12 protein-coding genes are annotated in these 15677 nt (G+C 66.6%); 3 read left to right on the plus strand and 9 right to left on the minus strand.

All coding sequences use genetic code 11. The annotated features are described in order from the left end of the window. Positions 1-602: 602 nt before the first annotated feature. The 3 genes from B7X32_RS03995 to B7X32_RS04005 are packed head-to-tail and all read left to right on the plus strand — an operon-like array spanning position 603 to position 5651. Entirely contained in the window at positions 603-1316 is a 714-nt protein-coding gene (locus B7X32_RS03995; RefSeq protein ID WP_292716384.1) for a relaxase domain-containing protein, read from the plus strand. After that, positions 1313-5350, plus strand: coding sequence for a MobF family relaxase (mobF, locus tag B7X32_RS04000; RefSeq protein ID WP_292716387.1), 4038 nt, complete (start codon positions 1313-1315; stop codon positions 5348-5350). The genes B7X32_RS03995 and mobF overlap by 4 nt, the downstream gene beginning before the upstream one ends. A 43-nt stretch (positions 5351-5393) precedes the next feature. Then, positions 5394-5651, plus strand: coding sequence for a hypothetical protein (locus B7X32_RS04005; RefSeq protein ID WP_292716390.1), 258 nt, complete (start codon positions 5394-5396; stop codon positions 5649-5651). A gap of 37 nt (positions 5652-5688) precedes the next feature. Here B7X32_RS04005 and B7X32_RS04010 read toward each other — a convergent pair whose 3' ends face one another. The 9 genes from B7X32_RS04010 to B7X32_RS04050 all read right to left on the minus strand — a co-directional run bounded on the left by B7X32_RS04010 (position 5689) and on the right by B7X32_RS04050 (position 15669). After that, entirely contained in the window at positions 5689-6864 is a 1176-nt protein-coding gene (locus B7X32_RS04010; protein WP_292716393.1) for an ATP-binding protein, read from the minus strand. Positions 6865-6985: 121 nt separating this feature from the next. Then, positions 6986-7720: a hypothetical protein gene (locus B7X32_RS04015; protein WP_292716396.1), complete on the minus strand. Its 735-nt coding sequence runs from the start codon at positions 7718-7720 to the stop codon at positions 6986-6988. Then, positions 7717-9408: a TraM recognition domain-containing protein gene (locus tag B7X32_RS04020; protein ID WP_292716399.1), complete on the minus strand. Its 1692-nt coding sequence runs from the start codon at positions 9406-9408 to the stop codon at positions 7717-7719. Before B7X32_RS04020 ends, B7X32_RS04015 begins: the two co-directional genes overlap by 4 nt. Beyond that, positions 9405-11090: a hypothetical protein gene (locus B7X32_RS04025; protein ID WP_292716403.1), complete on the minus strand. Its 1686-nt coding sequence runs from the start codon at positions 11088-11090 to the stop codon at positions 9405-9407. Before B7X32_RS04025 ends, B7X32_RS04020 begins: the two co-directional genes overlap by 4 nt. Continuing rightward, entirely contained in the window at positions 11090-11329 is a 240-nt protein-coding gene (locus B7X32_RS04030) for a hypothetical protein (RefSeq protein WP_292716405.1), read from the minus strand. The genes B7X32_RS04025 and B7X32_RS04030 overlap by 1 nt, the downstream gene beginning before the upstream one ends. An 11-nt stretch (positions 11330-11340) precedes the next feature. Further along, positions 11341-12831, minus strand: a complete 1491-nt coding sequence (locus B7X32_RS04035; RefSeq protein ID WP_292716407.1) for an SCO6880 family protein — start codon at positions 12829-12831, stop codon at positions 11341-11343. Beyond that, the gene (locus tag B7X32_RS04040; RefSeq protein WP_292716409.1) at positions 12824-14305 is read right to left on the minus strand and encodes a hypothetical protein; all 1482 of its coding nucleotides are present in this window, start codon (positions 14303-14305) and stop codon (positions 12824-12826) included. Before B7X32_RS04040 ends, B7X32_RS04035 begins: the two co-directional genes overlap by 8 nt. Beyond that, positions 14302-15078 carry a hypothetical protein gene (locus B7X32_RS04045; protein ID WP_292716411.1) on the minus strand — a complete coding sequence of 259 codons (777 nt, stop codon included), beginning with the start codon at positions 15076-15078 and terminating at the stop codon, positions 14302-14304. The genes B7X32_RS04040 and B7X32_RS04045 overlap by 4 nt, the downstream gene beginning before the upstream one ends. Positions 15079-15093: 15 nt before the next feature. Further along, positions 15094-15669, minus strand: coding sequence for a hypothetical protein (locus B7X32_RS04050; protein ID WP_292716415.1), 576 nt, complete (start codon positions 15667-15669; stop codon positions 15094-15096). Positions 15670-15677: the final 8 nt, after the last annotated feature.

Raw genomic sequence — 15677 nt, forward strand, 5'->3', positions numbered from 1 at the left:
TCGACGGCATCCATGGAATCGAAGTAGCGCCCCTGAACTTCCTCGCGCTGCCTCTCCAGTTCGTAGAAGTGCGAGCTCGCCGCACGAGCCCGCGCCCTTGCGCTGATCTGCTTCGTCGTGTTCACCATCACCACTCCTCACTCCCAAACTCACGCACCACAGTATACACTTTGCGAGCAAATCGACCTATGGCACCCGCTAGAACGCGAGACATTGACAACCCGTCGAGCGCCAGCGCCAGCCGCGGGGGAAGGATCCCCCCACACCCCCTCGATCAAACCCGCGGCCCTATCGGCTACCGGCCCAGCGGAGGGTAGTAAGACCCTCTTGGTGGTTCGACGTCGAACCACCAGTTCGGGGCTACCCCTTGAGCGATCGTGCTTCGTCGACCTGCACGCAGGTCTCCGAAACCGCTCGCTGACACAAGACTTCGTCGTGTCATGTCCGTTCTTCCATCCTTCGTCGCTTGAACAGCGACGTTTTCAAGCTCACTCCGTATCGCTCGAAAACCAGGACAGAAGAACGACGCACCTCTGGCATTTGTAATGAACGAGGTATAGTGTCGATATGAACCTGTCGAGCAAACCGCTAGCTAGCCCGCCGTGCTGAGCCTGCACGCGGCGCGGCAGCACCAGCCCGCGATCACCTGCTCCTCCCCCGAGATCGGGCGCTCGATCGGCCACTGGGTGGGCAACGGTACAGCGGATCTCGGCGTCAGCGGCTTCGTCACCGACGTCGAACTCTCGGAGTACCTGCCCACCTTTCACGACGTCACGCAGTCCGCAATCGCTGCGTTCGACATGGTCTGCACGACACCATTGAGCGTCAACGGCATCTGGACCCTCACCGATGACGAGCAGCTCGAGCAGACGCTTGAGAACACGGCCGGAGTCGCCGCCCAGCACACCCTCGGCTACCTCCAGCAGAACGCTGCAGCAACCCTCCGCGGACCCGGCGGAGTGCGACAGATCGGGCTCCGCAACGGGCTCATCGGTGTTCGATTCCAGCACGGGCAGGCGTACAACGGGGCTCCCGACCTGCACGACCACATCGTGATCCTGAACCTCGCCCTCGGCGACGACGGCCGGTGGGGGCCGCTGGACGAGGACCTGCTAACCGGCAGCATCGAGGCCGCAAGCGAGCACCACACCAGGCAGCTCATTGCGGCCATCGAGGATCGCACCGGACTGCGATTCCAGCACCGGCACGATCCACGCGACCAGGTGGCTCGCTGGGAGCTCGCCCTCGCCAGCAAGCACATCCTGGAACCGTTCCGCGGTCTACCCTCGGTCCGTGATCAGGCGGTCACAACATGATGACCACAAACGTCATGTCCGCCGGCGACGGATACCGCTACTACACAGAGTCCGTCGCCACAGCCGACGTCCAACGACGTCCGGGCACGGCGGTCACCGACTACTACACCGTCGACGGGAACCCTCCCGGGGTCTGGATGGGCCGCGGTGCCGAGCTCCTCGGCATGCGGGGAGAAGTCACCGAAGCGCAGATGCGTGCTCTCTACGGAGAAGGACTGCACCCCGACGCGGACGCCATCACCGCACAGATGGGCGCCGCAGGCGCCCGCCCCGAAGACATCGAGAAGGCTATCAAGCTCGGCCGCAGCTACTACACCTACGACGTCAAAGACACCACGCTGCGGAAAGGCATCGACAAGGCCAGGGCCGAGTTCGAGCGGATCCACCGACACCGCCCCAACCGCGACGAGCACCGTCAGATCCGTATGCGCGAGGGCGCGATCGTATTCCGCGACGTCCACGGACGCCAACCCTTGGATGACGAGGAACTGGCCAAGTACGTCACCAACGCGCTCAAACCCGCCCAGCACGCCATGGCCGGAATCGACCACACCTTCTCCGTACCCAAGAGCATCTCCCTCGCGTGGGTGCTGGGCGACAAAAGGACCGCCCGCGACATTGAAGACGCCCACGAACGCGCCATCGAACGCACCCTGCAGCGCCTGGAAGACGAGGTCCTCGCCACCCGCGCCGGCGTCAACGGAGTCCGCCAGATCGACGTCAAAGGCGGCGTCATCGCCACCCGATTTCGTCACTACGAGTCCCGCGTCGGGGACCCGCACCTGCACGACCACGTCGTCATCTCCGCCAAAGTCCAGGGCACCGACGGCAAATGGCGATCGCTGGACTCCCGGGCGCTGCTGCGCAACACCGTGTACCTCAGCGAGAGCTACAACAAGAACCTCTTCGACGAACTCGACCAACTCGGATACCGCTCCACGCTTCGCACCGTCACCGACGGCAAACCCCCCGTCCTCGAGCTCGACAACGTCGACCCTCGCCTCGGAGGCCTCTTCTCCAAGCGGAGCAAGGGCATCATCCCCGCCACCGATGAGCTCGTAAAGGAGTACATCCAAGAACACGGACGCACCCCCGATCACATCGCCCGCCGCAAGATCAGCGAACAGGCCTGGCAGCAAACCCGGCAGAAGAAAGTGACCGCGCGCACGGTCACTCAACTGCGCGCCGATGTCGACCACGAAGCCCGCTCCCGCGGACTCGGCAGCCTCGTCGACCAGCTCCGCACCCCGCGAAACACTTCCAAGCTCCGCACCCTCATCGAGCCCCTGCGCGAACCGATCGAGGCGCACACCGCCGCCGCCGAGATCATGGCGAACGTCGAAAGGTCCCGCTCCACCTGGGGTGAGAACCACGTCAAAGCCGAGATCGAACGATACCTCTCCCAGCACCGCTACCGCCGATTCACGATCACCGACGGCGATCGGAAGCACGTCATCGATCAGCAACAACTCGAACACTTCCTGCTGCGCACCACCCTGCAACTCGACTCCATCCGCGTCACCCCCGAGCACATCCACGGACGCTTCCAGCCCCTCACCCGCGCCAGCGACAACGAATCCGTCTACACCTCCAAAGGGCGCACCCTCTACACCTCCACCCGCGTCCTCGAAGCCGAGGCCCGCCTCCTGCACGCCGCGCGCACCACCGCCGAACAGCCCGCCCCAGTCACCACCCAGAGCTTCGCCCTCGCCCTCGCGGCGCAGCCGAACAAGGATGCCGCCCAGGTCCGTCTCGCCCGTGAGATCGTCACCAACCGCACCCGCATCGTTGTCGGCGTCGGACCCGCCGGCGCCGGCAAGACCAGCCGCTCCCTCCGCCTCGCCGCCCACGCTCTCCGTCTGGAAGGCCAGCGAATGGTGGGACTCGCCCCCTCCAAGCACGCCGCGAAAGTCTTCCAAGACGACGTGCACGTGCCCGCGTTCACCATCGACGGATTCCTCCAAGCCCACCACAACGCCGCCGCCAAAGGTCGCCCCGTCAGCCCCCGCTACCTGGTCAACCCTGGCGACGTCGTCGTCGTTGATGAAGCCGCGATGGCCTCCACCACCCACCTCGACCAGGTCACCATTCTCGTCACCGACGCCGGCGGATTTGTTCGTCTCGTCGGCGACCATGCCCAGATCACCGCCGTCGGCGCCGGCGGTGCCTTCCGACTCCTCCGCCAAGAAGTCGGCGCCGTCGAACTCGAAAACGTCTACCGATTCAGCGACAAACACGAACGCGACGCCTCGCTCGTGCTGCGCGAGTCCGCCCCCAGCGTCGACCCCTTCGCCTGGTACAAGGACAACCAGCGCATCATCGCCGGCAGTAAGGAACGCATCGCCGAGATCCTCTTCTACGACTACATCGCCGACCTCCGCGCCGGACGTGAGGCCATCATGGGAGCCCCCACCCGCGCCTACGTGGACGAACTCAACGGGCGCGCCCAAGCCCTCGCCGTCGCCGACGGCCGAGTCCTCCCAGGCCCCGGCGCCGACCTCAACGACGGATACGAGGCGCACATCGGCGATCGCATCATGACCCGCCTCAACCGTCGCGACCTCACCATGAACCAAGGCCGCGACTCCGTCGACAACGGTGACATCTACATCGTCCACGCCGTCCACTCCGACGGCTCCCTCACCGTCGCGCACACCCGCCACGGCGGCACCATCAACCTCCCCGCCGACTACGTACGCACGCACACGCACCTCGGTTACGCGTACACCGCCCACCAAGAGCAAGGCAACACCGTCGGCGGCAACAACTCCCTTGGACAGTTCGTCGAAGGCGTCTCCCGCGGCATCGTCACCGCGCAAACACCCCGGTCCAGTGCCTACGTGCTCGCCACCAGAGGCGTCACCAACAACGTCCTCTACGTCGAGACCGAACCCGGCCAGCACCCCGACGAAGTCCTCGAGCAGATCGCCCGCAACGTCGACACCAACCTCTCCGCGCACGAAACCGTCGACGTCGAAAGTGCCCAAGCCCTGAACCTGGCACGCCTGGTCGACGAGCACGCCGACATCGCCGGGCTCGCCAACGAGGCCAGGTTCGCAACCCTCGCGTCCCGCGTCCTGCAAAGTCGAGCCGAAGCCCTCACCGCCTCGGACGGATGGGGCGCCACATCCGCAGGCCTCGTCCGCGCCGAGAAATACGGGCTGGACCCCGCTCAACTGCTCACCGAAAGCTGGGCGAAACGCGACTTCGGCGACGCCGAAGACATCGGCGCCGTCATGTCCTGGCGCATTGAGAAGCGCCTCGAGGAACTCAATGAGGAAGGCACGCTGTCGCCGCTGCCTGAGCTCGGCGACGACACCGGACGATACGGATGGGCAGTCGACCGCGACGCCCAGCAGCACCCGGACATCCCAGACACGTGGCGCGAGCACCTGCGCGAACGCGCCGAATACATCGACCAGCGGATGACGCAACGCGGCATCGAGCTCACCATCGAACGCCCCTCCTGGACGGACCAGCTCGGCCCCGTACCCGCCACCAACAAGCACCTCAAGCGGTGGATGCGCCTCGCCGCGGAGATCGACCTGTTCCGCGCGAAGTACAAGGTCCCCGCCGACGACGCCACCGCCATCCCGGAACGTCTGCGCAACGGCGAGGTCGGCCAGACCCTAGCCGCGCGCGTCACCGCACTGCACAAGTCCACCGCGCTGCTCGCCGCCCGCGGAAACGACCGCACGGTCGACGTCACCGCACAGCTGAACAAGGCAAAAGACCTCGCCCGCCGCCTCGACCAGAAACGGCCGCGATCCGACGCCGAGCGCGCCGCCGCTGCACTCGACCCCGCGCACCGAGATCAGCTCGCCAAGAAGCTGGACGACCTGCGCAAGCGCACCGCCGACCTCGCAGCGTCCGCGTCCGAGAGCACATCGGCCGCGACCGACCAGGCCGCCACAGCGGAAGCCACCCGCCGTGCCGCTGAAGAAGCCGCCCGTCGCCGCGAGAAGACCGCCGAGCCGGCCACGGTCCCGGACCTGCCCGCACCCGCCCGACAGAACCGGGGCCCGAGCCAATGACCGAGGTCCGGCGTGCACTCACACCCAATAGAAGAAACACGCCATGACGCTCACCAGCAGCGCAACGCGCATCCCTACCGTCGTGCCCTACGACATTATGCACGAAGCAGCAACCCGCGTCCGCGGCACCCTCGTCGTCCTGCAGGATCAGCACCCGGAAAGCGCCGAAAGCTATCGGCAGCAACGCGTCGCGATCGCCGACCTCGTCGACGCCGACGACCGAGCCGCGATCCAACGCACCACCGACGAGCCCGGCCGAATTCGACAAGCTCAACGCCGCATGACCGGCCCACAGCGCTGAGCGCTCCCACGCCGCGCGCATCAATGCCCGTCCCCCCTCAACCGTGCGGATTGTCGCCCTGGTCCCGGATGAAATCGACAAAGCCAGGGATCGGGGTGATCCGGACCCGGCCACGCCCCTCCGTCTGGATCAACCCTTTTTCCAGCAACTGGGACCTGACCGTGGAGATCCCCGTCGTCGAAACGCCCCGTGCGTCAGCAAGAGCGCTCCGCTCCACCCCGGACTCCCCCTCCTGGAGCCATGCCAACGCCCCGAGGAACGCCTTCCCCGACGGCGTGGTGCTCGACCATCGAGCGGCGAACAGGGCGCGCATGTCACGGTCCACAAGATGCCGCGCCCGATCGACGTGCTCGTCCATGACGACGCCGCCCGGATCCGGGCGGTCCGCGGCCGCCCACGCGCTGTCCCCCACCAGCTGCAGCGCATACGGGTAGCCGGCCGCGAGTTCTGCTGCCGTCGACAGTGCGCTCGGCGTCCACGACACGCCGAGCGCAAGTGCCGGTTCGGTCAGCGCGGTCACCTGAGCACCCGTGCTCAGCATCTCGAGCGGCCGATACGCGAACCGCTCGGAGAATGTCACCGCCCCAGAGATGTGCTCCGGAGCATTCGACAGCCCCGCTGCGAAGACCGCCGCCGGCAGATCCGGGCCCTCGGCCTGAAGATGCTGCCAGGCGTACGCGAGCGTGCGAATCCCCTCCGCATCCGCCGACTGGATCTCGTCGACGAACAGGATCAGAGCAGGAACCCGGTCCCGGTTCTTCAACACCGCGCGCAGCACCTCTTCCAGCTCCCGCGCCTCGAGGTCGGCACGTTCCTCGGCGGCACCGCCAGACTTCGTCACAGACGCAACACCCGGAACTCCGACCGTCACCGTGAGGGAGTCGAGCAGCTTGCCTACCGATGCTGCCGCGGAGCGCGGCCATGTCGTCGTCTCCCGGCGGACCTCCCGAAGGAGCTGAGCGATCAGACCGGTCTTCTCCCCAGCGGTCACCCAGATGCACAGAACGTCACGCCGCTCCGCGATCCGCTGGTAGGCGCGCAAGAGCGACGTCTTCCCGATCCCCCGCTCGCCATGCGCCACATGGATCCGTCCAACGAGTCGTTGCAGGTCCACGAGAAGCGACAGGCGCTCCTCGAACTCGGCGATGAGGTCCCCGCGGCCAGGAACGCCGCGCGAGATCTCCCCCGGCGTGTACGGGCTCGGCTGCGCCATCAGACCTCCAGATAATCCCAGATAAACAGATCTCTATTATCTCCTTCTATCTGTAGAGATAGAGCCCTAATGCAGGGCCGGCCCCTCACGACGAGCCGGCCAGGTGTCGGCGCGATTGAAGTCAATTGCTCTCCCTATCCTCCAGATGCGCCTGAACGTCGGCGTCGAGCCACCCGTAGAAGCGGCTGCTGTCGTGCCGCGTGTTGCGCACTTCGGGACCGTCCCAGTCCTTCTCCTCGTCTTCACGCTTGAAGAGGCCGAGAGCTTCCATTCGCGCGAGTGTCGGCCAGAGCGCCCGCTCATGCCAATCGACCAGGGCGAACGAGGGCGGTGCCGCTTTCTCGCGGTAGGCGGCGAAATGCGCGACCATCAGTGCCGTGAGCATCTCCACAGCGACGGGGTGCCGGTACCAGTCCGCGTGGAGGGCCGGGATGCCCTGCCGGGAGACGGACAGATTCCGCAGGTACCGATCTTCCAGCCAGGTCACCCAGTCGTAGAGCCGGCGCCACAGCATCTCCCGTTCCAGGCCGCGAAGCTCCGCCCAGGCGAACGGGCCATCAGGCGCTGCAGCCAGAGAGGCCTGGAGATCGTCCATCTCTTTCTGCTGCGCCTCGATCGCGGACTGCTGATTCTGCACCGCCTCATTGAGCGCGTTCAAGCCTTGCTGCTGAGACTGCTGGGTAGCGGAGACCTGTGTCAGCATCTCGAGGATCTGCTCGAGGACGTCCTGATCCTCGGCCGCCGCACCAGCGGCTGGCGGCGGCGCATCCTCGACGCCGCGGGCCCAGTCGGGATACGATCCGTGATCTTCCGGTGGCGTGGTCGACCAGTACGGCTCGTCGTCTTCGTGGCTCATGCTGCCCTCTCCTCGATCCGACCGGTGAACTGCTCACCGGTGATGTAGCGGTCGCGCTCGGCCTTCGCCCAGGCGAGGGATGCTTTGTACTCGCTCTTCTGCCTGCTCCGCCACCAGGGAACGAGGGTGATCACTGCCGGCGGCTGGTTCCGGTAGAAGAAGAGGGCGCGCCCGTCCCACAGTGTGCGAATTCGCTCCGGCGCGAGAACCTGCTTCGCGAACCCGCGCCCGAGGTGGTCCAGGGATCCGGCGAGGACGGCGATCTTCTGCAGGTAGTCAGCGTCCTTCAGCCCACCCATGACGAGCAGCTCCGTGGCGTTGTTCACGATCGTCGTGGCGGCTGACTCTCCGTACCGGTCCACGATTTGCTGGTAGTCCTGGGCGATGACGGTCGGAACGATCCCCTCGCCGCGCCCCGTGGACATCACTCGTGGCAGGGAAGGGATGGAGCAGATGTTCATCGCCTCGTCGAGCACCAGCTCGAGGGGCGGGACGCACAGCCCGTTGCGGGTGATGTCATCCGAGGCCATCAGGTACAGGGACTCGACCAGTGCGGTGAAGACGCTCGCCGCCGGTGAATCTTCCCCCTTGCAGATCAGGTAGAGGCTGTCGCGGGTGCGGTGATGACCGCTCGCGTCGATCACTCGATCGTCGTCGTTGGGGCAGACCGCCTCGAGAATCGCTTCGATCGAGAACGCGTTGAGGATGCCGCTGGCTGACATGTCCGTGCTGCTCACCGTCTCATCGGCTTTCCCCCGGCAGTACTTCGTGAGCAGCTGCTCCCAGTGGCGGATCGCCCCGGGTCGCTCCCGGAGGATGTTGTAGGGGGTGTCGTCTTCGAAGTCGCCCATCCAGCGCATGACGTCGCGCATCGTTCGGCCGTCGATCGCGGCCGCGTGCAGCATGCACTGCAGGACGATGGTGACCGCCTGAGTGAAGAATCCTGAGTTCGATGACTGTGTGCCGTCGATGGGCCGTGCGGCAACGATCGCGGCGGCGCGCTTCATCGCCATCTGCCCGTCCTGGCAGCCGGCGACGATGTTCCACTTCACGCGCCGCTCCCCCATCCACGGCACCATGCCCTCCGGGTCGAAGACCATCACCCGGGCGAAAGGATGGCGCACCATGCGAAGCCAGGCGGTCAGCTGCAGCACATCCGGTTTCGTCGACGTCGCCACGATCGCCCCGCGTGCCCGGAGGATCAGCCGAACGACCAGGCGCACGGTCTTTCCGGCGCCGGACGGGGCGATCAGGACGCGAGTCTCCTCGAGCATGTCCGTGAACCAGCGGATCCCGAAGAACCCGAACCAGCCGACGCGTCCGAGCGGCTCAGCAGCGCGCGCGGTCAACGGCGATCGCCGCGGCCGCGACTTCCACGCCACGATCAGTTTCAACCGGAGGATCGTGGCGCGACCATTGGACTGCCAGCCCAGGTTGCCCGATGTGACTCCCCAGATCAGGGCTGCCAGGATGACCAGGATCCCGACCGCGCAGAACACGGTCGAGGCGGGCATCGGGGTCCGCTGCAGCACTCTCGTGAGCAGCTCCGGCAACGTCCACGGGTAGTCCCACACCCCGGTGGGAGTGAACAGTGCGCCCACGTGGACGGCGAGTGGGATCCCGATCCACAGCATGAACACGACCGCCGCGGCAGCCAGCACGTACCGCATGAAGTGATGAGCCATCATCGTCCTCTCCGGCGAAGGCCCCGTCGGCCCCACCGCTCGTTGGTGTCGTGCAGGCTCATCTCCTCGTCGACGAGGACGACCTGAACCGCGATGCCCGTGGCGCCCTGCACCTTGATCAGCGCCTTTCCCGCACCAGGCGGAGGCTTGGGGCGCCCGTTCGGGGCCCGACGTGCCCGGAACGACCGAGGACTCCGCCAGGACGCGACGCAGCGACGCTCTTCCGCGTTCATCGACACGGTCGTTTCATCGAGCGCGTCGACCGCGTTCTTCGCCAGCCCGAACATCACGACCATGCCGGCGTTCTCCGCCAGGCCCAGGGCCGTCTCCCGGTCCTCATGCGTGGGCAGCTTCTCCGCGTCCTTCGGGGAGTGCGTCACCCACACCTGGCCGATGCCCTCCGTGCGGTTCGTGCGTGACAGCTGGTCGATCAGCCCCGCCATGCCCGGTGCCAGGCTCATCGGCTTCCACAGCTCGTCGCCGACGACGAAGGGGTTCCGGAACTCGGCGAGGCCAGCCATGGCGAGCTCCCACTGGGCGTCGATGGCGGAGAAGCCATGCGCCCACGTCGCGATCATCACCGCGGCGAGCACTTTCTTGTCCGCGCGGCGCATCTTCGCCAGATCCACCGACATGCCGCCAGGGTTGTCGACCCGGATCTGAACCGTCGTTGGGCCGTTGAAGATCACGCCCATGGGGCCCTGCACGATCGACCGCAACGTCTGCAGCAGGCGACGCACCGCCTTGCGGTAGTCGGCCCTCGTGTAGGACACCGACGCCGCCATCAGCTCCCCGATCGCGGTCCCCTCGTCGAGCGCGCCTTCCTCGAGCAGGTCGATCAGGTCGCTGAGGATCGGCGCGTCCGTTCGATCATGCACGAGCCGTGTGGCGACGGCGATCAGCGTCTCCTCGAAGTCGGCCAGAGCCGCCCCGCGGACCAGGCGCGCAAGGCCGATGATCAGCGTGGACGCCTGCTGCAGGGCAAGCTCGCGCAGCTCCGCGGCCACCTGTTCACCGGGCTTGCCGCCATCCGGGTGATTCGGGTCCGGGATCCAACCGACAGCAACGATGCGCTTGGCAGCGTCGAGCAGCGCCCCAAGATCGAGGGGGTTGATCGTGTGGAGGCCAGGAGCGATCTCGATCACGTCGCCGCCGAGCTCACGGATCAGAGGAGAGTGCTCCCCCTTGATATCGCCGAACACGAGGGGCGGATAGCCGCGATCGCAGAGCCCCGCAATCCACCTCGTCACGAGCGACGACTTGCCCATCCCGGGGATGCCGAACACCATCGCCGACGGGTTTGAGATCAAGCCGGCCAGGAACCAGGTGATCGGATCGCAGTACACCAGCGACCAGTTCGTGAGATCCGGTCCCAGCGGTACACCGAGCGCCGGCCGGGCCGAGCCGATCGCGAACGGATGCAACCCGGGAACCTGCACCGACGAGGAGACCCACGTCGCCAGCTGCGGCATCAGACCCCATTTGCCGCCGTACTCCCCCACATAGCCTCGGGGCATCAACGGCTTCGGCTTCGTGAAAGCCGGACGGTTCCGGCGAGCGTAGGCCACCGCCTCCGGGGTCAGCGCACTGCGATTGCTGCGTCGATCACGCCGTTCCGCGCGCTTCAACGCGTGTGCGTATGCACGGTCCTGCTGGCGACGCAGTTTGCCCACCTTGCCCGTCATCATTCGCCCTTATGCCCTTTCCGATCCCTACGCTCCAAGACGCGGATGAGGACCAGCGAGACGACGCAGAAGGCCAGGAAGATGGCGGAGACGGTCAGCGCGCCATTCAGGAGCGCGGCATCGTCGCCGGTGAGCGGATGAAGAATTCCCATCCGGGCAGCCCCGAAAACGAACGTGAACCACCCGGCGACGGCGGTGAGCGCCGCGGGAACACTCCGCTTGACCTTGAGGGAAGACATGAACTCAGCTCCTATTTCTTGAAGGGGTTGTCGGCGAACTCCCACGGGATGAGCCCGAACGGGAGAGTCATGTGGAACAGTGCGGCCTGCAGGCCCTTCGAGCGGCGCACCTTCATTCGTGAGGAGGTCATCAGCGCCAGCAGGGTGTTGCGCGCACGGCGACTGGATTCTGGGTCGTCGTCGTAGGTGCCGGTCATGAGCATCGCGAACGGGACGAGCGCTGCGCCCTCGGCGATCTCGGCGTCCAGCTTCTCTGCGACACGGATCCCGCGTCGGGTCGTCGCGGTACGGCGGCCCTTCTTCTGCCCCGCCACGAAGTCCTCGGCACGGACGGCGTTCTCGGCCTGCGTCTGTGCCTTGTCCGCCGGGACCGCCTGGTAAAAGATCGCGACCCGCTTACGGAGGAAAGCGCCGTTGGGCTGCAACATGCGCAGGAGATGATTGTCGAAGACGACCCCTCGCGGAGGGCGACGCATCTCGACCGTCTCGGCCGCTCCACCCGGCAGCAGCAGACACCCTCGCCGCTCCGCGAGGAACGAGGGGCCTGCCGCCGCCCAGTCGAGCTCCACTGCCTGGTCCCGTGCACGCAGCAGGTCGAAAGCGATCGCGGTCTCGGGGTCGTAGGCGACCTGGGCGACCTCCACCAGGTCGGGTTCGGTCATCGGCACCGGATCGCCGGCGCCGCCGGCGCTCAAGGCGGCGGCATGGGAGGGGAGCCGCTTGGCGATCTCAACCACCGCGTCTGCCGCGTTGCCCGCCGAGCTCGCCATCGCGGCCTGCTTCCAGACGACGGTCACATATCCGGTGACGTCGGACGAGTGGTTCGGGAGGTCGGTGACCAGAGCATCCATGATGCGAGACGCTGCCGGCGGCGCATCTGGGTCCCGTTCCCCGCGCACACTCTCGCCGAGCTCAACCCCGGTGCCCGGCGCCGAGTCGATGATGACCGACGCCCCGATGACGCCCTCTTCGACGGACAAGGTTGCGATCCACGCGCCATACTTGGCGACCATCATGTCGATGAGGTCCTGGTCCTCCATCCCATGGCCGTCGGGCTCACACCGGAAAGAGACGGCGAACAGGTTCTTGGACGGGTAATGAATCGCGTCGAACGCGTTGCCGTACCCGTCGACCCCGCGCAGCAGTTTCGTCTGGGCGAGGATCCCCGGCAGCGGGTGTCCGCCTTCGTTGTTCGCGAGGTTCGACATGGCGCCCGTGATGTAGTCGGACTCGCCGTTGCGGGTCCGCTTCGTGATCTCCCGCTTCTCGGCGAGGCGGCGGGCCATCGTCTTGCCGTCGTACTCCCAGCCGTAGAAGAACTCGGCGAGCACCAGCGCGGTAACGCTCCCCGCGGTGACCCAGCCGTTGTCGACCTTGCTGACCATGAACACGATGACCGCGATGCCGGCACCCAGGATCAGCGTGCCCGGGAGCGTGAGGATCGAGATCCCAGGGCTCTTCTTCTCGAACCAGTTGCCGTAGGTGATGCGCTCCTCAGTCATGCTTTCCTCCGATGGTCTCGTCGATGTCCTCAAGGGCCTGACGGGTGGCCCGGTTCACGCTCGCGCTGGTCACCTGCGCGGCCTGCGCCGCCGCCTGCATGCGCCGCGTCATCGCTGCGGCGTCCTGCCGCTCGGAAGTTGCCCGCTGCGGTGACCGCGCCGGGCGCGAGGCCGGAGGGGTGGTCGACGGGTTCGGGGCGGGACGGTTCGGACCCGGTGCCGCCGGCGGAGTCTGAAGATCCGGAGCTGGTGCCGGAGCTGGTGCCGGTGTGGGCGGCGCTGCGGGCGCGCCATTGCCCGCGTCCACCGTCGACGCGCCGCCACCGCTTTCGGCGGGCGGTGAGATGGGCGGACGGGTTTCGCCGCCGCCCTGAGGCGCGCCTCCCGCATCCGGTCCGGCGCCACCGCCACGGCCCACGTTCTTGGCGGCCTGCTGACCCGCCTGCTGGGCGGCCGCCTCCGTGGCCTTGGAACCGACGGTGGTGCCGAGCTTCGCCCCCAGCAGGCCGGCAGCTGCGCCCGCCGTCACCACGGCGGCGCCGACGGCGACCGCTGTCTCAGCAACCGCGGCCGCGGTCTTGAGCGCAACCTCGCCGCCGTACGCCCGACCGAGCGCCTGCACCTGCGGGGCGATGATCCGCATGACCGCGGGGAGGACGAACAGCGCCATCATCTCCAGAGCGAACCCGTACAAGATGCCGCCCAGCCCGTCGGAACCGGACTTGAGCTTGAACGCCGCGGCGTACACAACAGCCGCAGGGAACGGGTAGATCACGAATGCCAGCAGCCAGGACGTGATCTTGTCGAAGGAGTCGGTGCCCTTCTTCACGCCCAGGGTTGCGGCGGCCGCGGACAGCGGCCACAGGCCCACCAGCACCATCACGAGAGGACCACGTCCGATCATGATCGTGTACTGGATGAGCAGCCCGAGCGTGGCGATCGCGCCGATCACCAGCGGCAAGGCGGGAGAGATCGAGAGGACCGCGTTGGTGGCCAACGTGGTCCCTGCATTGACGCCCACCATGGTCAGCAGGCCGATTGCGAGCAGATGCGCCAACTGGTCGAGCGCGGCAACGATCAAGCCTCCACTCGTGCTGATCAGCAGGAGCACCGCCATGCGCACGGTCATCTGCCGGATCTTCTCGGCGCGCAGCTTGAAGAATGTCCACCCGGCGCTGATCACCGCGCCGAGGATGGCGAAGAACCAGGTGACCTGGGCCAGCGAGTCCTGAAGCCACCGCACCACCCCGTTCGGATCCGTGAGACTTGCCAGCAACGGAATCGCCACCCATGAGGCGAAGAACATCATCTCGAGCTGCGCCCACCCGTTCATGAACACGCTCGCCCAGTGTGCGGCCGTCTCGTCGGCGACAGTCTTGATCGCGCCATCGATGATGGCCGTGTTGACGCAGATAGGGTCCCACCAGTTGCAGCCACCGGCTGCCGCCGCTGTCGCGACGAGATCGACGATCATCCGGCCGCCTCCCACGGGGTGAATCCGTTCGGGTCCACGGTGATGTCGGGCGTGCTGGAGAGCTGCCCAGACGGTTCGAGCAGGATCTTCCAATCCGCGTCGACCCACCGGAGCGTGACGGTGAACCCGGTGTACTGACCACGCTGCGGCCAGTTCTCCACCAGCAAGATCTGCGCCTGCGCGTCGGTGTAAGACAGCACCTTGAAGCCCATCGTGCGGGCCCACTGCCGGCTCTGCGGTGGCTGGGCAGCGTAGGTCTTCGCAATGCCCGCCGAAGCCTTGACCAGGCCTTCGTTCTGCACATACCGGGATCCGAGGATCTTCTGCGCGGTCGCGGTATCGGCTGCACGGACTGCTTGAGTGGCTCCCACGGCGGCCATGGCTGCCCCGGCCGGGGAGTGCGCGAAGCACTGTGCGAGCCCGTCGACGGTCTTCATCGGCCCCGTGGACGCGCTGGTCGGCCAGCTGTTGCCGTACGCCACGGTCCACGACAGATCCGACGGTGCGGCCTGATCGGAGGGATTCGACGGCGAGTTCGAGCAGACAGTGGTCGACGCGGGCTTGGTCGACGACTGTGGGGTCGACGTGGACACGGGGGCCTGCCCCGCACTCATCCAGGCTTTCGGCAGGAGGATGAACGCGCTGCAGCCCAAGAGGAGGACGAGGATGATCCCGGAGGCCCACCCGGTCCATTTCTGACCGGGACCCCCGGCGAACACCGAGACATCACGCCAGGGCCGGCTCCCCGGCTCATGCTGCTTCTGCTTTGCCATCGTGAACGCTCCAGCTCAGGGGGTCGGTGTCGCGGTGGGGAACATCGTGAGCACCGCGGGGAAGAACGCGCCGGCGATGTTGGTGGCCAGGGAGGTCCCCAGCGCGGCGACAATCCACCAGAAGAACTTGCTGATGAACTCCTGCACGCCGTCGTTCTTGAACGCGATGAATCCGCTGACGGCGAGGAACAGCAGGGCAATGAAGGCGATCCACTGAATCGCCCACACGATGTTGCCGATGATGTCCTTTACCGGCCCGTCCATCCCCGGGATGGCGACAGCGACAGCACTGTTCGTGAACGCCGGGAAGAAGATCTTGACGATGTCTTTCGCGTAAGCCCCGACCGCCGCGGCGATGACCCACGCCTTGGCCTTCTCCATGAACGCTTCGCCCTGATTGTGCCGGTACGCCTCGAACCCGGTAGCGAACAGCACCAGCAGACCGACGAGGGAGAGGACGGAGACGCCCCAGAGCGTCCACCCGATGATCAGGTTCATCGCGGTGTCGACGCCGGGGATTCCCTTGGGCGTGATCGCCGGGAGAAACGAGAACGAGGGGTCTGCGCTCGTGGTGCGGGTGACGACGTTCATTGCGTGCC

Source organism: Microbacterium sp. 13-71-7 (genome assembly GCF_002257455.1).
GTDB lineage: Bacteria > Actinomycetota > Actinomycetes > Actinomycetales > Microbacteriaceae > Microbacterium.